This is a genomic window from Pseudoalteromonas sp. SCSIO 43210 (assembly GCF_054133285.1).
In genome coordinates, this window is the sequence record NZ_CP087225.1 from 3,206,470 (window position 1) to 3,226,409 (window position 19,940).

Annotated in this window: 21 protein-coding genes; 11 read left to right on the forward strand and 10 right to left on the reverse strand. The window is 39.3% G+C overall.

Annotated features, from left to right (window positions below):
• Positions 1-60: 60 nt before the first annotated feature.
• Together sohB and LOS73_RS13720 are read right to left on the reverse strand one after the other, a co-directional pair.
• Positions 61-1,077 carry a protease SohB gene (gene sohB / locus LOS73_RS13715; RefSeq protein ID WP_007375383.1) on the reverse strand — a complete coding sequence of 339 codons (1,017 nt, stop codon included), beginning with the start codon at positions 1,075-1,077 and terminating at the stop codon, positions 61-63.
• Positions 1,078-1,177: 100 nt separating this feature from the next.
• Complete coding sequence (locus LOS73_RS13720) at positions 1,178-3,607, reverse strand: VolA/Pla-1 family phospholipase (RefSeq protein WP_033029484.1); 2,430 nt, start codon at positions 3,605-3,607, stop codon at positions 1,178-1,180.
• Between the two features lie 206 nt (positions 3,608-3,813).
• Here LOS73_RS13720 and LOS73_RS13725 point away from each other — a divergent pair, with 206 nt between their 5' ends.
• Positions 3,814-4,560, forward strand: coding sequence for a YciK family oxidoreductase (locus LOS73_RS13725; RefSeq protein ID WP_007375386.1), 747 nt, complete (start codon positions 3,814-3,816; stop codon positions 4,558-4,560).
• Between the two features lie 85 nt (positions 4,561-4,645).
• On the opposite strand, the gene rluB is transcribed toward LOS73_RS13725, so the two are convergent.
• The 4 genes from rluB to LOS73_RS13745 form a co-directional block, all read right to left on the reverse strand.
• On the reverse strand, positions 4,646-5,515 hold the full coding sequence (gene rluB / locus LOS73_RS13730; protein WP_002959716.1) for a 23S rRNA pseudouridine(2605) synthase RluB: 870 nt from the start codon (positions 5,513-5,515) through the stop codon (positions 4,646-4,648).
• Positions 5,512-6,102, reverse strand: a complete 591-nt coding sequence (gene scpB, locus LOS73_RS13735) for an SMC-Scp complex subunit ScpB (protein ID WP_457933849.1) — start codon at positions 6,100-6,102, stop codon at positions 5,512-5,514. Before scpB ends, rluB begins: the two co-directional genes overlap by 4 nt.
• Positions 6,103-6,254: 152 nt before the next feature.
• Entirely contained in the window at positions 6,255-6,776 is a 522-nt protein-coding gene (locus LOS73_RS13740; protein ID WP_337120265.1) for an EF-hand domain-containing protein, read from the reverse strand.
• Positions 6,777-7,000: 224 nt separating this feature from the next.
• Positions 7,001-7,432, reverse strand: a complete 432-nt coding sequence (locus LOS73_RS13745) for an exonuclease III (RefSeq protein WP_457933850.1) — start codon at positions 7,430-7,432, stop codon at positions 7,001-7,003.
• A gap of 240 nt (positions 7,433-7,672) precedes the next feature.
• Between LOS73_RS13745 and xthA the strand changes: the two genes are divergently transcribed.
• Genes xthA through LOS73_RS13760 form a run of 3 tightly spaced genes read left to right on the forward strand, consistent with a single transcriptional unit; the run spans position 7,673 to position 9,929 of the window.
• The gene (xthA, locus tag LOS73_RS13750; protein WP_007375390.1) at positions 7,673-8,479 is read left to right on the forward strand and encodes an exodeoxyribonuclease III; all 807 of its coding nucleotides are present in this window, start codon (positions 7,673-7,675) and stop codon (positions 8,477-8,479) included.
• A 5-nt stretch (positions 8,480-8,484) separates the two neighbouring features.
• Positions 8,485-9,132, forward strand: a complete 648-nt coding sequence (locus LOS73_RS13755; protein WP_007375391.1) for an energy-coupling factor ABC transporter permease — start codon at positions 8,485-8,487, stop codon at positions 9,130-9,132.
• Complete coding sequence (locus LOS73_RS13760) at positions 9,129-9,929, forward strand: putative RNA methyltransferase (protein WP_457933851.1); 801 nt, start codon at positions 9,129-9,131, stop codon at positions 9,927-9,929. The genes LOS73_RS13755 and LOS73_RS13760 overlap by 4 nt, the downstream gene beginning before the upstream one ends.
• Before the next feature lie 38 nt (positions 9,930-9,967).
• Here LOS73_RS13760 and yfbV read toward each other — a convergent pair whose 3' ends face one another.
• Positions 9,968-10,414 (reverse strand): terminus macrodomain insulation protein YfbV, encoded by a 447-nt coding sequence (gene yfbV / locus LOS73_RS13765; protein WP_033039346.1) that lies wholly within the window; start codon positions 10,412-10,414, stop codon positions 9,968-9,970.
• Between the two features lie 285 nt (positions 10,415-10,699).
• Between yfbV and LOS73_RS13770 the strand changes: the two genes are divergently transcribed.
• The 7 genes from LOS73_RS13770 (at position 10,700) to LOS73_RS13800 (ending at position 17,376) form a co-directional block, all read left to right on the forward strand.
• The gene (locus LOS73_RS13770; protein ID WP_033039348.1) at positions 10,700-11,914 is read left to right on the forward strand and encodes an acetate kinase; all 1,215 of its coding nucleotides are present in this window, start codon (positions 10,700-10,702) and stop codon (positions 11,912-11,914) included.
• Between the two features lies 1 nt (position 11,915).
• Positions 11,916-14,069, forward strand: coding sequence for a phosphate acetyltransferase (gene pta, locus LOS73_RS13775; protein ID WP_007375395.1), 2,154 nt, complete (start codon positions 11,916-11,918; stop codon positions 14,067-14,069).
• 233 nt (positions 14,070-14,302) lie between these two features.
• A complete protein-coding gene (locus tag LOS73_RS13780; RefSeq protein WP_033029493.1) occupies positions 14,303-14,689 on the forward strand; it encodes an ACT domain-containing protein in 387 nt (128 codons plus the stop codon).
• Positions 14,690-14,692: 3 nt separating this feature from the next.
• Complete coding sequence (locus tag LOS73_RS13785; RefSeq protein ID WP_033029495.1) at positions 14,693-15,190, forward strand: PTS glucose transporter subunit IIA; 498 nt, start codon at positions 14,693-14,695, stop codon at positions 15,188-15,190.
• A 4-nt stretch (positions 15,191-15,194) separates the two neighbouring features.
• On the forward strand, positions 15,195-15,539 hold the full coding sequence (locus tag LOS73_RS13790) for an ArsC family reductase (RefSeq protein WP_008134091.1): 345 nt from the start codon (positions 15,195-15,197) through the stop codon (positions 15,537-15,539).
• Positions 15,539-16,669, forward strand: coding sequence for a succinyl-diaminopimelate desuccinylase (gene dapE / locus LOS73_RS13795; RefSeq protein ID WP_007375399.1), 1,131 nt, complete (start codon positions 15,539-15,541; stop codon positions 16,667-16,669). The genes LOS73_RS13790 and dapE overlap by 1 nt, the downstream gene beginning before the upstream one ends.
• Positions 16,669-17,376, forward strand: coding sequence for a M15 family metallopeptidase (locus tag LOS73_RS13800; RefSeq protein ID WP_008134093.1), 708 nt, complete (start codon positions 16,669-16,671; stop codon positions 17,374-17,376). Before dapE ends, LOS73_RS13800 begins: the two co-directional genes overlap by 1 nt.
• Positions 17,377-17,378: 2 nt before the next feature.
• On the opposite strand, the gene LOS73_RS13805 is transcribed toward LOS73_RS13800, so the two are convergent.
• From LOS73_RS13805 to bufB, 3 genes are read right to left on the reverse strand one after another with little or no spacing between them, the layout of a single operon-like run.
• Positions 17,379-18,248, reverse strand: coding sequence for a DMT family transporter (locus LOS73_RS13805; RefSeq protein WP_008134094.1), 870 nt, complete (start codon positions 18,246-18,248; stop codon positions 17,379-17,381).
• 39 nt (positions 18,249-18,287) lie between these two features.
• Complete coding sequence (locus tag LOS73_RS13810; RefSeq protein WP_033029499.1) at positions 18,288-19,061, reverse strand: HvfC/BufC N-terminal domain-containing protein; 774 nt, start codon at positions 19,059-19,061, stop codon at positions 18,288-18,290.
• Positions 19,058-19,888: an MNIO family bufferin maturase gene (gene bufB, locus LOS73_RS13815; RefSeq protein WP_007375403.1), complete on the reverse strand. Its 831-nt coding sequence runs from the start codon at positions 19,886-19,888 to the stop codon at positions 19,058-19,060. The genes LOS73_RS13810 and bufB overlap by 4 nt, the downstream gene beginning before the upstream one ends.
• Positions 19,889-19,940: the final 52 nt, after the last annotated feature.

Below are 19,940 nucleotides of genomic sequence, written 5' to 3' on the forward strand. Positions count from 1 at the left end.
TGCATCAAGGTTTTTTTCGAGTAAAAATAATTAGCTTGTTCTCAGGTTAAAAATTCTAATCTAAGGATTTAGGGACTTAAATTTAGAAAGTAAGTTTATCCCGACTTTATTTACGCCACTACTCAAGCCAAGCGCTAGCTTATCGCTCAGTCCTTTTTTGACTTTATATTTAATTTTATAGATTTGGCGTTCATGTTGCTGCTCTAATAAAGCATCATCACTTGTTTTTATAACATCTACCAAGCCTTTTTCAATAGCTTGCGTTGCAAACCAATGCTCGCCTGTCGCAACTAGATTTATATCTAAACTTGGGCGTTGTGTACTCACAAATGTTTTAAATAAGTCGTGAGTTTGTTCAATTTCTTCGCGAAATTTTTCACGAGCTTTATCCGTATTCTCACCAAATAAAGTCAGTGTACGCTTAAACTCACCAGCAGTTATTTGTTCAAATTCAACATCATTTTTCTTCAATATTTTATTAAAGTTAGGAATTTGAGCAATTACCCCAATAGAGCCAACAATTGCAAATGGTGCAGCGAGTATTTCATCGGCAACACATGCCATCATGTACCCTCCACTGGCAGCCACTTTATCAATTGAGACACTCAAGGGTATGCCAGCATTTTTAATACGCTGTAGTTGCGAAGCAGCAAGTCCGTACCCATGTACAACCCCGCCACCACTTTCTAAACGAATAAGGACCTTGTCTTTACTAGGTTCAGCAATAGAGATAATGGCTGTTATTTCTTCTCGTAAGCTTTCCACCTCGTGTGCATCCATACTGCCCACAAAGTCAATTACATATAAACGAGGTTTAGCTTCGTCTTTATCTGCTTTTTTACTTTGCGATTTAATCTGTTTTTGGTGTGCTTTAAGCTCTTTTTTACCGAGCGTATTTTGCAAAAAACTTTCTTTAAGTTCTTCTAATTGCTCTGATATATCATCTATTTGTATTTCACCTTTTTTAGCTTTTGGCTTAACTGCAGCGCCAACTATCAACATTAGAATAACTGCGATAGCGATAACAAAAGTAACTGTTTTAGCAAAAAACAAACCGTACTCGTATAAAAATTCCAACTGGTTTCTCCATTTATAAATTTCAGCTAATTTAACATGCTTTAAAACAAAAAAAAGCCACTTTTCAGTGGCTTTTAAAGGTTAATTATTTTACTGGTTATTAATCAGTCACAACTTCAGAGTCTGAAACTAACAACATACGTCCACGTGCAGCTAAATAAGTAGCTACTTGCAGCTGCATTTCTGCATTAGCAGCAGCACTGCCTTCAACAGTTGAAGCCTTTGCAGCATCTTGAGCTGGCGTTAATATAGAACCATGATGCCCTTTAGTAAATTTAACTAAATAGCTCGAAGGTGTTTCACTTAATGCTTGCGAAGTACTTACTGTTTCAAGACCCATCAAGTTAGCTAATGGAATTGTGCCAGAAATAGGATTATTAGCTGCCATTGGCGGTATCACTTGGTCGGGCTTGTTATCAACACCATCACCCACAACAACATTAGTATAAACAGGAGTACCTAATGCTTTCACCGTGGCAGCGTAGTTAGTTGGATCGCCACTATCAAGTGCTGTTTGTGCCGCAAATGCAAACTGTGTAAATACACCTTGAATGTTAGTAAGTTTAGTCGTTTCACCCGCAGTAGTAAGTGATGCAACATATTCATTGTAACCACATGTCAAGTAAGCTTCCATGTCTGGTACTAATGAGCCACAGTTAGAAAGCGCAGCGCCTTGTAGGTAGACATTAAGTTCATCAGCTTCGGTTGTACCAGCTTGTGAAAGTACTGAACCTTGAATAAATGGACCAAACGCAGCAGATTCAAGTAAGAAGCTTGCTATGCCACCGCCGCCACTTGCAAGTGCTACTGTATTTACATTAAACAGTGGGTCAACAGTAGGCGCCATTGGGCTATTAGCTTGAGCAATAAATGCCGGGGCTACAATAGACCCTAACGAATGCCCGATGTAGGTAACATCTTTACTATTGATAGTCGTATCGTTAATAAAGTTTAAACCCAAGCGTAAGCCTAATAAATCAGCCGCTGATTGACGTAGGCTATCTCGCGCAACAAGTAATGAACTCAAGTCCATATAACTAAGTACCGAACCTGTTGTTGCATTAAAGTCATCACTTCCATCACCATCAACATCGATACCGCGTTCACCATGTCTTGGGTGGTCAATTGCTACAGTTGCAAAACCTTGAATAGAAAGTTGGGCAGTTAACGCTAGCATACTTTCTTTTTGCGTAGTAATACCATGCTGCATAATTACAACAGGCCAGCCATTTTCTGGCATTTCAATAGCCGGTAATTGTAGTTGCGCACGAACACCGTTAATAATTGGTAAAATAGGTTTTGTTAGTTGTACTGGCACATTCGCCATGCTTTGTACTTTTGGAATGGTATTATATTTAGTTAAATGACGCGTGCTGTCTAAACCTAAATCTCGAAGCTGTCCACTACTCAATGCAAAACATAACCCGTCATTCTCACTAATAGGTTCTGCAGGAAAAGCATCACCGGCAACAGCTTTATAACCAAGTATTGCTACCGCGTTATCACACATACCTTGCCAATATGTATCGTTTAAATCACTTATCTCAGTGCCTGTTGGAGTCCCTAGGTACATAGGAAGCATAATGCTACCCTTTTGATATTGAACACCAGAAAAAGCAGGCGATACTTCAACACCTTGTGAAGCAAATACTTGTTGTACATTTACCATTGGTTGTTCTGGTACTTGCACAGCAGGTGTTGCCATACTTGGCTGTTGCAAGCTCACTGCTAACAACTGCTTGATAGTACCCAGCACAGGCCCTGCTGATTGAATAGTCATCGCACCTGAGAAAATAATGTCGTCTTTCGTAATATTTCCAGAACTAACAACTACATTTTCGTAGCTATTAACTGCGCCCTGCAAACCAAGTTGGGCTGCTGTAATTAATGGCGCTTCTTGTTTAACTAACCCATAAGTTGAAGATGGCTCAATAGAGCGACCCAATGAGTCTTTAAGCCCTGTTGTTAATACATTAATGTATGAACTACCAGCTTTAAATGGTTTTAGAGGAACAATTGCAACAGCATTACCTGAAGCTTGAGTAACAAAGTCAACACCAAAGGTAAGTTCGCCCACTAATTTACAAGCAGTACCTGCAGCTACTACCGAACATTCTTCATCCGTTAAGCTTGCACCCATTATTACTTCAAAAATTCTAACCGTACCAGGAGCCCCAGCAGATGCTTCATCTAAACTTACACTCGGTGGGAATGTTAAATCAATTTTATAAGGAACCTGCGAAGACCAACCATCAAGTGCGCCTAGAGCCAATTGTGGGTTGGCATAAGCTGTGCGTGGAATAGACACGTTATCATCATCTAATTCACCAGGAATGTTTAATGTACCGTCTTGGGTACCACTCATTAACAAATCGTTTGGAACAGATATAACTCCATTAGCAGGGTCAAAACTTACTGTTGCCGTTGGAATAACTGGGGCTGTGTCGTTTTTAACATCTTTTAACGTTTCTCCACCGCCACAACCTGCTAAAGCAGCTGTAACCGAGAGTGAAAGTAGCATTTTTTTCATATTGTTGGCTCCGCACATATTTTATTTTTATAGTGTGTTTAATCAGTGTATTAAGTTAAAACAATGTAATCAGGTTATTAATGAGACATTAGACCAGTTAAACTTAACGTAAAGTTTCTATTTTCGCCACCTAATTTTGCAATAAATTCGATTACTTCACGTTTTGCTATGTTAAAATTAAAAAAATCATACAATTTGGTACTTTTATGCACACTTATCAAGCAGCTGAAAACGCACTCAAAGATAAAGTTATTTTAATAACAGGCGCCGGCGATGGCATTGGTCGAGTAGCAGCCATTACATATGCAAAGTATGGTGCTACGGTTATTTTATTAGGTAAAACAACTAATAAACTTGAATGTGTTTACGATGAAATTGTTAATGCAGGTTATCCTAAACCTGCAATTGTGCCTATGGATTTAAAAGGCGCAACGAAGCAAAACTACCGCGACCTTGCCGCAACGATTGAATATCAGTTTGGCCGCCTAGATGGGCTTCTTAATAATGCCGGTATTTTAGGCTCGCTTGGCCCACTTGAGCATTTTTGCTCATCTACGTTCGAAAACATAATGAAAGTAAACGTGACTGCACAAGCGATGATCACTAAAGCCTTGTTTCCGGTTCTTCGTAAATCTGATAATGCATCAATCGTATTCACATCATCAGGTGTTGGTCGCAAAGGCCGTGAATTTTGGGGACCTTATGCCATTTCGAAATTTGCAGTAGAAGGCATGATGCAAACATGGGCATGTGAAGTAGGTAAAACAAACATTCGTGTAAACTGTATTAACCCAGGTGCTACGCGCACTTCAATGCGAGCGGCTGCATATCCAGGTGAAGATAGAGACGCGCTTGCTACACCAGAGGATTTAATGCCTACCTATTTATATCTAATGAGTGACGATTCTAGTGAAGTGAATGGCGAATCGTTAGATGCTCAGGTAAAAAAATAACCCAGCCTAAGTCCTGTGTTATTTAAAAGCACATTAAAAAAGCCGCAATTAGCGGCTTTTTTGTGTTAAATAAATAACTAATTGACTATTTACGTTTAGTCGGCTTAACACGTTGATTGTGTTTTTTAACTGCTTTACGGATTTGGTTGATTTTAGCGCGTTTATCTTTGCGCTTTTCTGGCATAACAGAAAGCTTAGTCTGCGTCTCCCGACCTAATTTAACGGTTTTACGTAAATAGTTTACCGTTTCTAGATCATACTCCATCCAACCACCTTGCGGTACGCGCTTATCTAGCTCCAATTTACCGTAACGAATACGAATAAGACGAGATACTTCCGCATCTTGAGATTGCCATAAACGGCGGACTTCGCGGTTACGCCCTTCATTTAACGTTACGTTAAACCATCGGTTAACACCTTCGCCACCCATTGGGGTTACAGTCGTGAATTTGGCTGGGCCATCTTCAAGCTCAACACCACGTAGTAGGTTTTTAACCGTTTCGTTGGTTACTTCACCAAATACACGTGCAGAGTATTCACGTTCTACTTCATAACTTGGGTGCATTAAACGGTTTGCTAGCTCACCATCATTAGTAAACAGCATCAAACCTGATGTATTAACGTCTAAGCGGCCTACTGCAATCCAACGATCGCCATCAATACGAGGAAGTCGGTCAAATACAGTACGACGCCCTTCTGGATCTTTACGTGTACTTAGCTCACCTTCTGGTTTGTTATACATAATTACACGACAAATTCTATCTGCTTTTTCTTCAATTTTCACAGTGTGTCCGTCAACACGAATTAAGTCTGTTTCCTCAACACGGTCGCCTAACTTTGCCACTTTACCGTTTACACTAACGCGGTTTGCATCAATGTATTTTTCCATTTCACGGCGCGAGCCTACGCCTGCACGGGCTAGGACTTTTTGTAACTTTTCACCTTGTATACTCATTCGGATGGTTCTCTCACAGAAGGATCACTTAATAACTGGTTAATTTTACTTTGCTGCTCTGTTGGCAGTGCTGGTAAATTATCTAAACCTGTTAACGAAAAATAATCTAAAAATTGTTTTGTAGTTGCATATAAAGCCGGTTTACCCGGAACCTCTTTATGCCCTACCACTTTAACCCACTCTCTTTCGAGTAAGGTTTTTATAATATTCGAACCCGTAGTAACTCCCCTTACTTGCTCAATTTCGCCACGTGTAATGGGCTGCCTGTATGCAATAAGCGATAATGTTTCCAGTAAAGCACGTGAATACTTAGGCGCACGTTCTTGCCACAAATTATTTAACCAAGGGCTTAAACTACTACATGCCTGAAAGCGATAACCACTGCCAACTTCGACTAGACGAATACCACGAGTTTGAAAATGTTCTTGTATAGTATCTATTGCGTCGTTTATTCGCGCCATAGAAATAGCTAAATCTATTAATACTACGTCTTTAAGGTGGCGCTTACTAAAAGGCTTATCTGCAACAAAAATAGCTGCTTCAATGATCTCAACTAGTTGTTCATCACTAATTCGCCGACCCGCCATACACACTCTTAACAAATAAAAATACACAGCCATCTATTATGACAGAACAACACCAAACTAGGAAAATATATCTACTAAATAACTAGATTTTAAACACAAAAAAAGCCAGTGATTATCACTGGCTTATAATTTACTCTTTAAAACAACAAATATTAGCTATGTTTAATGGCTTCTAATGCATCATCTTCAGCTACTGCGTTACCGTATTTTTTAATGTAACCCATAAACTCGCTTTTACTGATGCGCTTATCTTGGTTTTCATCCATATAACCAAAATGATTTGAAATATCATCATCGTTGCCTTCAGCAATCGAAATATAACCGTTGCTATCATTATCTAAACTTGAAAAACTACTCTCAATTTTATCAAACTTAGCTATTTCAGCTTTAAACGCTGATTCACTTACGTCACTATCAGTCGCCACTTTACCTGCATTAAGCTGCATGTAGGCGTTAAATTCTTTACGGCTAATTTCATTATCCATATTGGTATCAATATTCGAAAAATGCTCCCAGATGCTATCATCATCCGCTTCGACTTTTGAAATGTAGCCATCGCTGTCGTTGTCCAGGCTTGCAAAATCACTGTCTATTTTCTCAAGGCCTTGATTTGAAGAACAAGCCGCGAGGCTCAAAGATGCTAAAATTGTTGTTGCTAATGTTAACTTTTTCATAAGACGTGTCCTTGTAATTAAATAAATGTCACTTTAGCTAATACAATTCGGATGCCAATGTTAGTTAACTAATTAAAATCAAATAGTTACAAATAAATAGAGCATTTAACAAACAATTTCAATAAGTTATATCTGAAAACTTTGCAAAGTGCTTTGTAATTTTTGCAAAAAAAAAGCCCAGTATATATAAATATACTGGGCATGCTTTTCAAATCTTTGTGTTATTAAATAGCCGCATTTTGATAACGTTTTACAAAATCAGTTACTTTTTGACCATTACACTTTAGAGAGTTTAAATTACCGATTTTTTGACGAACTGGCGCTAGACCTTGTTTTAAAGCAGTCATACACAGTTGTGTTTCTTGTTGAGTGTCTTTAGCAAACACTTCAACTTTAGTTTTAATCACTTCAGTAGTTGTTCCTTTTTTAGCAATATCACGAATATCTTCGCCATTACACAAAATACTTTGTGAAAAGCGTGATAAAAACACACCATGCTGGGCTGCTTCTTTACGAGCGGCAGAAAAGCCTTTATTGGCACTTAATACACACAATTTAGATTCTATTTTATTATCTTTACTAAAATACGAATTACTTTGTGCCGAGACCGTAGTTGATGCTAAAAGTGCTGCAGCTAAAATTAGTTGTGTTTTCATGTGAGATCCTATTTGAACGAGCTTATTGAGTAATTTCGCGCATTATATAACCTACTTTTTAGATATCAATTGAATTTTTTATTTATTTAACAAATTAATATAGCATTAACAATGTTTAAACTTTAAACACCATTTGGTCAACAATTATGCAGCGATTTTATCCATTTCAGTCATGTTATGTACGCGTAAATACTGATACAATTTAGTGCATTAAATAGAACCAATTTTAAGGTAAATTCAATGAAAGTGATTTCTTTCAATATCAATGGTCTGCGTGCTCGTCTTCATCAATTACAAGCAATTATCGATAAACATCAACCAGACGTGATTGGACTGCAAGAGATTAAGGTTCATGATGAGGCGTTCCCACTAGAAGATGTGCAAAAAATGGGGTACCACGTTTATTACCATGGTCAAAAGGCACATTATGGTGTGGCTATGTTATGCAAGAAAGAGCCTAAATCGGTCTTAAAAGGATTTGCTACCGATACAGAGGAATCGCAAAAACGCATGATAAGCGTTACTGTAGAGCAAGAAAACGGTCGTGATTTAACCGTAATGAATGGTTATTTCCCGCAAGGCGATAATATCAATCACGAAACTAAATTCCCTTATAAACGCCAGTTCTATATTGACTTGATGACTCACCTTGAAACAAACCATACACCCGATCAAGATATAATTGTTATGGGCGATATCAACATATCACCTACCGATTTAGATATTGGTATTGGTGAAGTAAATGCTAAACGTTGGTTAAAAACGGGTAAATGTTCTTTCCAACCGGTAGAGCGTGAATGGCTTGCAACATTACTTAATTGGGGCTTTAAAGACACCTTTAGAGAACAAAACCCAGAAACAGACGATCAATACTCATGGTTTGACTATCGCTCTAAGGGGTTTGTAGATAACCGAGGACTTCGAATAGATGTAGTACTTGCAACTAATGAGCTTGCAGCACGCTGTATAGATACTGGTATTGATTACGAACTGCGCGGTATTGAAAAACCCTCAGATCATGCCCCTATATGGTCAACATTTAAGTAATTACTATGCTCAGCATAACAATACAAGGGCTACTTTGGGCCCTTGTAATTATTATTGCCCTACTAAGCTTTGATAAAAAAACATATAAAACATTGCTTAATACGCCAGCCCGTCAAACTGGCGTGCTTGCATGTGCGTTAGTGTTTGCAGTGCTTTGGCGAATAAAAGCAGGAATTTTAACTGGCCTCGATTTACACATATTAGGCGTTACAGCTGCAACATTAATTTTAGGCTGGCGATTGACTATTTTAAGTAGCCTACTTGCCACAGCCCTACTGACTGCATTTGGTCAAATTGAACTTGAACTGTTACCAGTTCAACTGCTTATTGGTGCGTTTATTCCTATTTTACTAAGCTACCTTGGCTTTATAATTAGTTACCAGTATTTACCTCGTCATTTTTTTGTTTATATATTTGTTTGTGCGTTCATAACTGCAGGGGTTATAGCCTGTATAAAAATAAGCCTAGGTGCTTTATTTTACTTAGCTATAGGGCAATACAATTGGCAAGAACTCGCAGATAACTACGTTTATTTAAGTGCCATAATTTGGTTTCCTGAAGCAATGCTCAACGGTATGGCTATAACAGTTATGATCACCTATCGCCCGCATTGGGTAAAAACTTTTTACGATAAGGACTACCTAGACTCATGAGTCTACAATATCAATGCCCACTGTGTAACCACGCACTTTTGAAAACTGATTCAACACTTCGTTGTGCTAACAACCATAGCTTTGATGTTGCTAAAGAGGGCTATGTTAATTTACTGCCTGTGCAACAAAAAAACTCAAAACAACCAGGCGATTCGCTTGAAATGGTACAAGCTAGGCGTGCATTTTTAGAGCGTGGCTATTATGGCTTTTTGCAACAAAACCTTAGCGACATAATCAGTAATATAAGTGCAAATACTATTATTGATTTGGGATGCGGTGAAGGGTTTTATACTCAAGCAATAGCAAGTAAAACAAACGCAGTTGTGTACGGCGTCGACATTTCAAAATCTGCGGTTAAATATGCAGCAAAGCGCTACCCTAATTGCAACTTTAGTGTGGCATCAATTAGCCAAGCGCCTTTTGAAAGCCAATTTGCTGATGTACTTGTTAGCGTATTTGCACCTTTGTTTGAGCAAGAGCTTGAGCGCCTTGCAAATCAAAACGCAACATTAGTGGTTGCAAGCCCAGGACCTTGTCATTTAAAAGAGCTAAAATCGTATATATATTCAAAAGTAAACGAACATACTGAAATATCTTCGCCAAAAGGGTTTCAAAAATCAGAGCAAGCTCTTTTAACAGAGCATGTAGCGCTTAGCTTTACTGATATTAAAGACTTAATAATGATGACGCCATTTGCATGGAAGTTCAGGCCAGAACATTGGGAAGCACTCAAGGAAAAAGGCGAGCATACTGTCACCTTGTCATTTTACATTACGCAGTTTACAAAAACTGCATAATCAAATTTGGGGTTATTTAGGCGTAAGTTTAACGACGTCTAAAATTGCTCTTTCGTAAACGCTTTATCCATTTTATCAAACATGTCTTTAAGTAGACTCGCAAGCTCCAAATAACGAGGCTTTTTTTCGCTTAACTGCGCTTGATAACCGTTGGCAACCATTTTTGTATAAAGCTCGTGATACCACTTTTGCATGGCTGGCTCTAAAGGTGTTTGCGCACGCTTACCTAGCCATAATAACCCTTGTAACGGTAACGAGATAAAAAACAAAGCACTCGCAATAGCTTGCGGTAAGAAGTCTGAACCGAGGTAATTCAGCTGAAAAAATAACGTAAGCATGGCTAAAATAGGCATAACTGTGATCGCAAGATCAGTAGCTTTAATAACCTTAAACTCGATGAATAGAGGTGCTAACTCTTTTCTCATTGGCCATTGTTTTGCATACAACCGCCCTGTTTGTACTTGTGACATCACACTTTTTTGCATCATGACTCCTCACAGTGACTCTATTAAAACACAATACTAAATTGATTATTTCTAAAGTGTAACACAATTTTAAGGGCCTTTACTTTCTCAGTAAAAGTGCTTAAATTTGCTGTTAAAGTGTGCAAAACACTAAACTAAATTCCATAACTGGGGTAAAATATTTCGCATTGATTCAGCTACATTTTAGTTTAGCTTAATTAAATGTTTTAGCCTTATTTATCACTCTGAGTGTAACGATTAATGTTTCACGTTCACTTACTAAATTTTGTTTATGGAAATGAATTTATGCCAACAACCTCCCCTAAGTCACAACACGTTTTAGTACTAAATTGTGGTAGCTCCAGCTTAAAATTTGCCATTATTGATGCAAACACGGGCCACGAAATTATATCTGGTCTAGCAGAGCGCTTAGGTGCAACAACTCCTTCTATAAAATATAAATTCAACGGCGCTAAAACTGTCATTAACTTAGTAGCAGGTCAAGCCCATGCAGAGGCAATAGATACGTTAGTAAGCCTAATAAAAGATCATAGCTTAGATGAGCAACTTATTGCTGTGGGTCATCGTGTTGTGCACGGCGGCGAGCATTTTACGCAATCGGTTTTGATTGACGAGAAGGTCATTGCGGGTATTACACAGGCAGCAACACTTGCGCCACTTCACGGACATGCTAATTTGTTAGGCATTGCATCTGCACAGGCATCGTTCGAAGGCTTACCACAAATAGCCGTATTTGATACTGCGTTCCACCAAACGATGAATGAAGTAGCTTACCTTTATGCACTGCCATATAAGCTATATACAGAATTTGGCGTTAGACGTTATGGGTTTCATGGCACAAGCCACTTTTATGTTGCAGGCCAAACAGCAAAACTACTTAATCAACCTATTGAGCAAAGTAACTTTATCAGTGCCCACTTAGGTAATGGTTGTTCAGTGTGTGCTATTAAAAATGGTAATAGTGTAGATACCAGTATGGGCCTAACACCACTAGAGGGCCTAATGATGGGCACCCGTAGTGGCGATATAGATCCAGGCCTGTTTAACTTTTTAACCACGCAGCTCGATTACACTGCACAGCAAATAGATAACTTGCTCAATCAAAAAAGTGGTTTATTAGGTATCAGCGAGCTTTCTAATGATTGCCGCACAATCGAAGAAGCGGCTGTTGCCGGTAATAAAAAAGCAATACTCGCGCTTGATATGTTTTGCTACCGTCTTTCAAAACAAATTGCCGCTTATATGGTACCACTACAACGCCTTGATGCGATTATTTTTACCGGCGGTATTGGCGAAAACTCTGATATTATTCGTGAAAAAGTAATCTCACAGCTTGCCTTTTTAGGACTTGATTGCGATAAACAAGCTAATCTTAATGCTCGTTTTGGCCAAGAAGGCATTATTAGCTCTTCACTGGCACGTAGTAAAGCCGTTGTCATGCCCACAAATGAAGAGTGGGTTATTGCACTTGATGCTGCAAACATAGCAAAGGAGCTTTAATATGGCGCGTCGTATTATGTTAATTCCTGTCTCTACAGGTGTTGGTCTAACCTCTGTCTCTGTTGGTTTAGTGCGTGCTCTTGAACAAAAAACAGTTAAAGTTAACTTTTTTAAACCAATTGCGCAGCCCCGCTCGGGTGAAACGGGCCCTGAAAAATCAACGCAAATAGTTACCCAAGGCTCACCGATTAACCCACCTACACCTTTTGCACTCGATTACGCAGAGCAAATGATTGGCGATGGCAAAGGTGACGACCTACTAGAGGAAATTGTTGAGCGTTTTGAAAGCAAAATAAACGACGATGAAGTAGCCATCATTGAAGGTATGGTCCCTACTCGTCGTCAACCTTACGCTGGACGTGTAAATCGTGAAATTGCACAAACACTTGGCGCCGACATTGTATTTGTACTCACCCCCGGTAATTACAGCATTACACAAATAGAAGACCGCCTTGAAATCGCAGCGGGTAACTATGGTGGAATTGATCACCCTCGCGTACTTGGCTGTATTTTTAATAAAGTAAATGCGCCACTTGATGAAGAGGGCCGCGCTCGCGCCGATTTAGTTGACACCTACAAACCAGAAGAACTTGAAAACGAATTAAATCGTTTAGCGTCGTTACCTATTTTTAGAAAAAACCCGTTTATGTTACTTGGTGCAATTCCGTGGGATTTTGACCTCGTCGCACCTCGCGTAAAAGATTTAAGCGCGTATTTAAAAGCAACGATAATAAACGAAGGCGATATGCTGCATCGTCGCCTGCGTCGTATTACTTTTTGTGCGCGTACAGTGTCAAATATTTTAAATTACTTTACCCCAGGTGCCTTATTGGTAACACCAGGCGATCGCTCAGACATACTCGTAGCTGCATGTTTATCAGCTATGAATGGCACTAAGCTTGGCGCTATATTACTCACCGGTGGCTTTGAGCCAGAGCCACGTATTATGGCCTTGTGTGAGCAAGCTATGCAAACTGGCTTGCCTATACTCGCTACTGATGGCGATACATGGCGCACCTCGTTATTACTGCATAACTTTAATATGGAAGTACCAAACGACGACGACCAACGAATTGAAAAAGTAAAAGATCATAACGCTGAACATATTGATTCTGACTGGTTAGACACGTTAGCAAAAAGCGTAGGTAAAACACGTAAATTATCGCCTCCAGCATTTCGTTACTTGTTAACAGACAAAGCCCGTAAAGCCGGAAAAACAGTTGTGCTACCAGAAGGCAATGAACCTCGTACTATTAAAGCGGCTGCTATTTGTGGCCAACGCGGCATTGCTAAAACTATATTGCTTGGCGATCGCGAAGAAATAATGCGCATTGCAGAGCAACAAGGGATTGAGCTTAACGAACACGTAAGTATTATTGAGCCTAAAAGCATCATTAATGATTATATTGCGCCTATGGTCGAAATTCGTAAAAGCAAAGGTCTAACTGCCGTAGTCGCGCAAGAGCAGCTGCAAGATAACGTGGTACTTGGCACAATGATGCTTGAGCAAGGTAAGGTAGATGGCTTAGTGTCGGGTGCAGTAAACACCACTGCCAATACAATTCGCCCACCACTGCAGTTAATTAAAACAGCGCCAGGATCATCGTTAGTATCATCCGTGTTTTTTATGCTGCTGCCTGACCAAGTGTTAGTTTATGGTGACTGTGCGATTAACCCAGACCCTAATGCTGAACAACTTGCAGATATAGCTATTCAATCTGCCGACTCTGCTGCTGCATTTGGTATAGAGCCGCGTGTAGCTATGATCAGTTACAGTACGGGTACGTCTGGCACGGGCGCTGATGTAGAAAAAGTACGCGAAGCCACAAAAATAGCGCAGCAAAAGCGTCCTGATTTAATCATTGATGGGCCACTTCAATACGACGCAGCCATTATGGAAAACGTGGCACTTAAAAAAGCACCTAATAGCCCTGTTGCAGGTAAAGCGACTGTATTTATATTCCCTGATTTAAATACAGGCAATACTACCTATAAAGCAGTACAACGTAGCGCTGATTTAATAAGTATTGGTCCAATGCTACAAGGTATGCGCAAACCTGTTAACGACTTAAGTCGTGGTGCATTAGTTGATGATATTGTGTATACCATTGCACTAACGGCCATTCAAGCAGCACAAGCTGAAGCACTTAATTAAACATCAACACTCACATGTGCTTTTTATAGCCTAGCTATTATTTATTTAATAATTAACTAGTTAGGCTATTTATACCCTGCAACCCCCATACTTATCCACAGAAATTGTGGGTAAGTTTTTCTACCTTCGGGAATTAACTCACTTACTATCAGGTTAGTTACTGTTACACCTTTAATTTAAAGCTAATAATCTATACTATAAACCTACCGATATTGCTGTTTCGCAGGTTTTTAATGTCAAAACAAACATTACAATTACACAGCACCGTTTTATCTATACATAGCTTAGATATAGATGCCGACATACCTGCGGCGCTGTTAAAACTCCCGTTGTTTTTTATTTCTAAAACCCACGACGAACTTTCAATTGTATGCCCTAGTAGCTTTGAAATAAACAGCCTAGACACAGAGCCAAATTGGCAAGCACTTGAAGTTGTTGGCCCACTTGGTTTTTCGCTAACCGGGATAATGGCCAATATTTCGGGCGTATTAGCACGTGCTAAAATATCTATATTTTCAATTTCAACCTACGACACCGATTACATACTTGTAAAAAAGCAAACTGCACTTCAAGCTATTACGGCACTAAAAAAAGATGGCTACAGTGTGGTGGCTGAATAAATTATGAAAGCACAAAAAGTAGAATATATTGCGCAAAACAAAATACCTCGTAACGCCATTAATATTACCAGCCCTTTTTCAGGCAAAGTACTGGAGCTAAATGAACATCCAGAACCTTTGTTTAGCTTTGGCACACTTGGGCCAGGTATTATAGTGCAACTAACTAACCATAAAATTTTAGCGCCGTTTGATGGCACTTTATTACAGGTAAAAAATGCAGGCACGGAGTTTATATTACAAGCAAAAAATGGGTTGAAAGTGTTAATCAACTTAACCATTTCAACATCGCAACCAATTACACACACTCATATAGCACAGCTCAATGGTAGCAAAATAATCAAAGGCCAACGCCTTGCTTATTTTGATTTACGAGAGCTTGATACTCCTATGCTTGCTAGCCTAATTTTACTAAATGGCCACAACCTTGGTACATTTCATTACTCTCACTCACTGGTACAAGCGGGTGAAGACACTCTATTAACTATTATTAAGAAGAATTAAATCTATGATTACCTTATACGGCATTAGCAATTGTGACACGATTAAAAAAGCTAAAAAATATTTAACCGATAACAATGTCGAATTTACTTTTCACGACTACCGTAAAGATGGCGTGAATGAGCAAATGGTGAGTGACTTTGCTGATAAGCTTGATTGGGAACAGCTTGTTAATAAACGTGGTACTACTTATCGTGCATTAACTGATGAGCAAAAACAAAGCTTAACTAAAGAGAGTGCTATTTCACTGTTAGTTGAACAACCTGCAATGATCAAACGTCCGGTACTCGTAAACAATGGCAGCTACCATTTAGGTTTTAAAGCAGTTCAATACGATGAGATTTTTAAATAATGACTGTTGACGTAATTGCACTCGCTCAAGCGCTAATCCAACGAGAGTCAGTAACCCCCGAAGATGCTGGCTGCCAACAGATGATGAACGATCGCCTTGCTGCGGTTGGTTTTAATATAGAGTCATTATTTTTTACCGACACACTTAATACTTGGGCTCGAAAAGGCACACAATCACCGCACTTTTGTTTTGCAGGTCACACTGATGTGGTGCCAACAGGCCCTGAAAAAAATTGGCAACATCCGCCGTTTTCAGGATTAATAAAAGACGGTCTCTTACATGGCCGTGGCGCTGCCGATATGAAAGGCTCACTTGCAGCAATGCTTGTAGCAACCGAGCGTTTTGTTACTAAGCACCCAGATCATAAAGGTTCAATTTCATTTTTAATTACTTCTGACGAAGAAGGTCCATTTGTAAACGGGACGACTCGTGTAATTGATACGCTAGAAGCACGCGGTGAAAAAATCGATATGTGCCTAGTTGGAGAACCTTCATCAAGAGATGTACTAGGTGATGTTGTTAAAAATGGTCGAAGAGGCTCACTCACCGCTTTTTTAACCGTTAAGGGCGTACAAGGGCATGTAGCCTACCCACATTTAGCACAAAACCCAATTCATCTAGCAACCCCTGCACTTACTGAACTTAGCCAAACGGTGTGGGATAACGGAAATGAATACTTCCCTGCTACCAGCTTTCAAATTTCAAATATTAATGGCGGCACAGGCGCTGGTAACGTGATCCCGGGTGAACTAGAAATACAGTTTAACTTTAGATTTAGCACGCAAGTAACGCATGAGCAATTACAACAACGTGTAAATGACATACTGCAAAAGCATAACTTAAATTATGAATTAAGTTGGATAGTAAATGGTTTGCCTTTTATTACCGAGCACGGACCTCTTGTTGATGCCACAGTCAATGCTATTAAATCGGTAACCGGTTTAACCACAAACCTAGAAACCACAGGTGGCACATCTGACGGGCGTTTTATTGCGCAAACAGGTGCTAAAGTAATTGAACTAGGGCCACGTAACGCTACTATTCATAAAGTAGATGAATGCGTAAGTACCGATGATTTAATAGCCCTTACCAACATTTACGAGCAAATATTAGAGCAACTTTTAACATAATGGATGCCACTCAACCAACACCAATAATGTGTATTACAGGGCAAAGTGATACACATTTAACTGATATACAAAATCATCGCTTGCACAGCGCTATTACTAGCGACTTTTTAGCACTACAAAGTGCAGCTCAAAAAGCGGGATTTGATCTTACTATTGCCTCAAGTTTTCGCGACTTTGAACGTCAGTCAATTATTTGGAATAATAAGTTTTTAGGTATTCGACCTGTTTATAATAAACAGCAAGAAATTGTAGATTTAACTAAGCTAAGCGAGATTGATAAATGTATAGCTATAATGCTCTACTCTGCACTACCTGGGGCAAGCAGGCATCATTTAGGGACTGACTTAGATGTGTTTGATAAAGCCGCAGTAAGTGATGATTATAAGCTACAGCTAACACCTGATGAATACCTGCAAGGTGGGCCGTTTGCACCTTTAAGTAACTGGCTTGATGACAACTTGGGTAAGTTTGGCTTTTATCGCCCTTACCAGCATGATTTAGGTGGCGTCGCACCTGAGCTTTGGCATATAAGCCATATTAAGCAGTCACAATTATTAGTGAATAAACTTAGCGAGCAAGTACTTTTTGAATGTATAAAAAACAGTGAACTACAGGGCAAGCAGGCAATACTTGATAACTTACCTGCTATTTATACACGCTTTGTAACAAACGTAAGCACACCCCTAAAAGAAGGCTCGCTCAAATAATATTATGCCTTCTTTTTATTTAAAATAAATACCAGCACAGCGCCTAAAATTAACGCGCTTGCGACTACAAACTCCATTGTTACCTGCTCTGATAAAAACAAAACCCCGGCAATGGCTGCAAGTACCGGCACACACAACTGCACAACAGCAGCTTGGGTACTTTTAAGCAGTGGCATAGCTACATACCAAACACTGTAACCAATCCCAGATGCTATCGCACCCGAGGCACACGCAAGTAACACCCCTTCAATACTCATATTTTTTAAATAACTCATACCTACAAGTAATAAAACAGGGATAGCCACTAAGCTTCTTATAAAGTTAAACCCAGTAGTACGCAGTGGCGATACACACACTTTACCGCGAATACTGTAAATACCCCATGCTATACCGCTGAGTGCCATAAGTGATGCACCAAACAGTGAAGGCACTGCAGCGGATGGCAGCATTAAATATACAAAGCCGCCTAGCGCCACTATAAACGAGCACCACTGAAGCACACTTAATTGCTCTTTTTGATAAATACCCCAGCCAATCATAGTAAGTTGCACAGCGGAAAACAAAATAAGTGCGCCAGTGCCTGTATCGAGCTCTACGTAGGCAATCGAAAAACAAAGTGCATAAACTAAAAGGCTAATACTGCTTTGCCAGCTTCCTCTGTCACTTATAATAGCGGGGTTAAATGTGCCTTTACGTTTTAAATTATGGGTATAAATAGCCATTATAATGCCCAAACACGCTGCACCACTTAGTAAGCGAATAACTGTAAAGTTCCAAGCATCTATATAGCCTTCGGCTAAAGCCATTCTGCAAAAAAGAGAATTTGCGGCAAACGCAATTAAAGCAATGATTGTGTATATGGTGGCTTTCAAAAAAATTCCTTTGCAACAAAAAAACATTGTTGTTTAAACTTACTCGTTAATTAACCAACCACGTTCAAGCCACTGATTAATTTTAGTAATTAAAAACCCAGCGATTTGCTCACCAGGGAGCTCATTTAAACAGGATTGGCATAACTGTGCAAAGGGTGTGTTTTGTTTTAATAGATTCAGCAAGCGATGCTCTTGTTCATCAACGCTTAAATATTGTGTACGCCTGTCAATATCACGTGCAATAACCCAAAAGCGAGGTTCTGAGGCTATTGGTTCTGGCGGTGTTTGCTTTTCTTTTATTGCCTGCCAACTTTCAACCGCCAACGTATTAAACGCGACTAACTGTACACTTGGATGTAATTTTAATAGTAAATTTGGCCATTGCTGTGGTTCAATACTTTCAAGCTCTGATACATTGAGTAATGTTTTATCGCTTGCATCAAACGCGCTTAGCAATAGTCGTTCAAATTTGGCTATATCTGCAAGTATGGGGTAATCGTTAAAAGGAGTATTGGTGGCTAAGTAATCAGGTAATTTATCTGCAAAAATTCGTAGTGACGTATGAGTTGAAGGATATAAAGCTAAATAACCATCAACCATCATCTCAAATAAATCATCACCTAAGTAAATGCCCAACTGTTCGTGATCTTGTTCTACAACAGCTCTTAAACGAATTTTATAAGCGTTTTGATAAATAGAGAGTCGCTGTTGTGTGTTTAACTGCCCTTGCTGCGCAATTTGGTCGCTAATATCCGAACTTTCACCTTGCAGTAAATCCATAAACTGTTGTTGCAGCTTCGCTAAATCGCTCATGCTCTAATATCCCAAAACGGTTTCACTAGCGTTTTAGCATGCTCAAGCTCAGTTATTAAATCATCAAGGGAGCCAATATTATCATCGCGTTCAATCATAGTACTTACAGGGCCTAATGTTTTTGCATACTGAGCATATAAGTCCCATACCGCATCTGGGACATCTTCATCATGAGTATCTATAATATGCGTACCAAAGTCTTGATGTCCTGCTAAGTGAATTTGCGCAATAGCAGTACTCGGAATAGCCGATAAATAATCCATTGCGTTAAAGTCGTGATTACGTGCACTTACATAAACATTGTTTACATCCATTAAAAACTTACAGCCAGTTTGCTTATGTAATTGCGCTAAAAATTCCCACTCACTCATTTGTGAAGCGTTGTATGTTAAATAACTCGACACATTTTCAAAAATCATCTCTCGGCCTAGGTAGTCCTGAACTTGCGATATTTTATTAGCTAAATGTTCAAGCGCCTCATTGGTGTAAGGCATTGGCAGTAAATCGTGGCTATTTATGCCGCCAACTTGAGTGAAGCATAAATGATCAGACACCCACTGCGGCTCTACTCTTGCAATGGTGTTTTTTAACTGATTTAAATAGTCTTTGTTGATTGCGTCTGTACTACCAATCGACATTGATACACCATGCATCACAATGGGGTAATCAGATCTGATTTTATTTAAATAATGCCAAGGTTTTCCACCGGCTACAAAATAGTTTTCTGAAATAATTTCAAACCAATCTACAGCTGGTTTCTCTGCAATAATTTGCTCAAAATGAGGGGCTCTTAGTCCTAAACCAAAACCTAAAAAACGATTTGTCATAAACTTCCTTAATAAGCCTGAATAATAAAATACATCGTTCAGGCTTATTTTA

Excerpts from the sequence above, each read along its gene's own strand:
- LOS73_RS13800 (WP_008134093.1), top strand. The coding sequence starts at position 16,669 with ATGGATGCCACTCAACCAACACCAATAATGTGTATTACAGGGCAAAGT.
- LOS73_RS13740 (WP_337120265.1), bottom strand. The coding sequence starts at position 6,776 with ATGAAAAAGTTAACATTAGCAACAACAATTTTAGCATCTTTGAGCCTC.
- LOS73_RS13760 (WP_457933851.1), top strand. The coding sequence starts at position 9,129 with ATGAGTCTACAATATCAATGCCCACTGTGTAACCACGCACTTTTGAAA.
- LOS73_RS13785 (WP_033029495.1), top strand. The coding sequence starts at position 14,693 with ATGAAAGCACAAAAAGTAGAATATATTGCGCAAAACAAAATACCTCGT.
- LOS73_RS13770 (WP_033039348.1), top strand. The coding sequence starts at position 10,700 with ATGCCAACAACCTCCCCTAAGTCACAACACGTTTTAGTACTAAATTGT.
- dapE (WP_007375399.1), top strand. The coding sequence starts at position 15,539 with ATGACTGTTGACGTAATTGCACTCGCTCAAGCGCTAATCCAACGAGAG.
- LOS73_RS13720 (WP_033029484.1), bottom strand. The coding sequence starts at position 3,607 with ATGAAAAAAATGCTACTTTCACTCTCGGTTACAGCTGCTTTAGCAGGT.
- LOS73_RS13755 (WP_007375391.1), top strand. The coding sequence starts at position 8,485 with ATGCTCAGCATAACAATACAAGGGCTACTTTGGGCCCTTGTAATTATT.
- LOS73_RS13790 (WP_008134091.1), top strand. The coding sequence starts at position 15,195 with ATGATTACCTTATACGGCATTAGCAATTGTGACACGATTAAAAAAGCT.
- xthA (WP_007375390.1), top strand. The coding sequence starts at position 7,673 with ATGAAAGTGATTTCTTTCAATATCAATGGTCTGCGTGCTCGTCTTCAT.
- rluB (WP_002959716.1), bottom strand. The coding sequence starts at position 5,515 with ATGAGTATACAAGGTGAAAAGTTACAAAAAGTCCTAGCCCGTGCAGGC.
- pta (WP_007375395.1), top strand. The coding sequence starts at position 11,916 with ATGGCGCGTCGTATTATGTTAATTCCTGTCTCTACAGGTGTTGGTCTA.
- LOS73_RS13810 (WP_033029499.1), bottom strand. The coding sequence starts at position 19,061 with ATGAGCGATTTAGCGAAGCTGCAACAACAGTTTATGGATTTACTGCAA.
- LOS73_RS13745 (WP_457933850.1), bottom strand. The coding sequence starts at position 7,432 with ATGAAAACACAACTAATTTTAGCTGCAGCACTTTTAGCATCAACTACG.
- yfbV (WP_033039346.1), bottom strand. The coding sequence starts at position 10,414 with ATGCAAAAAAGTGTGATGTCACAAGTACAAACAGGGCGGTTGTATGCA.
- LOS73_RS13725 (WP_007375386.1), top strand. The coding sequence starts at position 3,814 with ATGCACACTTATCAAGCAGCTGAAAACGCACTCAAAGATAAAGTTATT.
- bufB (WP_007375403.1), bottom strand. The coding sequence starts at position 19,888 with ATGACAAATCGTTTTTTAGGTTTTGGTTTAGGACTAAGAGCCCCTCAT.
- LOS73_RS13780 (WP_033029493.1), top strand. The coding sequence starts at position 14,303 with ATGTCAAAACAAACATTACAATTACACAGCACCGTTTTATCTATACAT.
- scpB (WP_457933849.1), bottom strand. The coding sequence starts at position 6,102 with ATGGCGGGTCGGCGAATTAGTGATGAACAACTAGTTGAGATCATTGAA.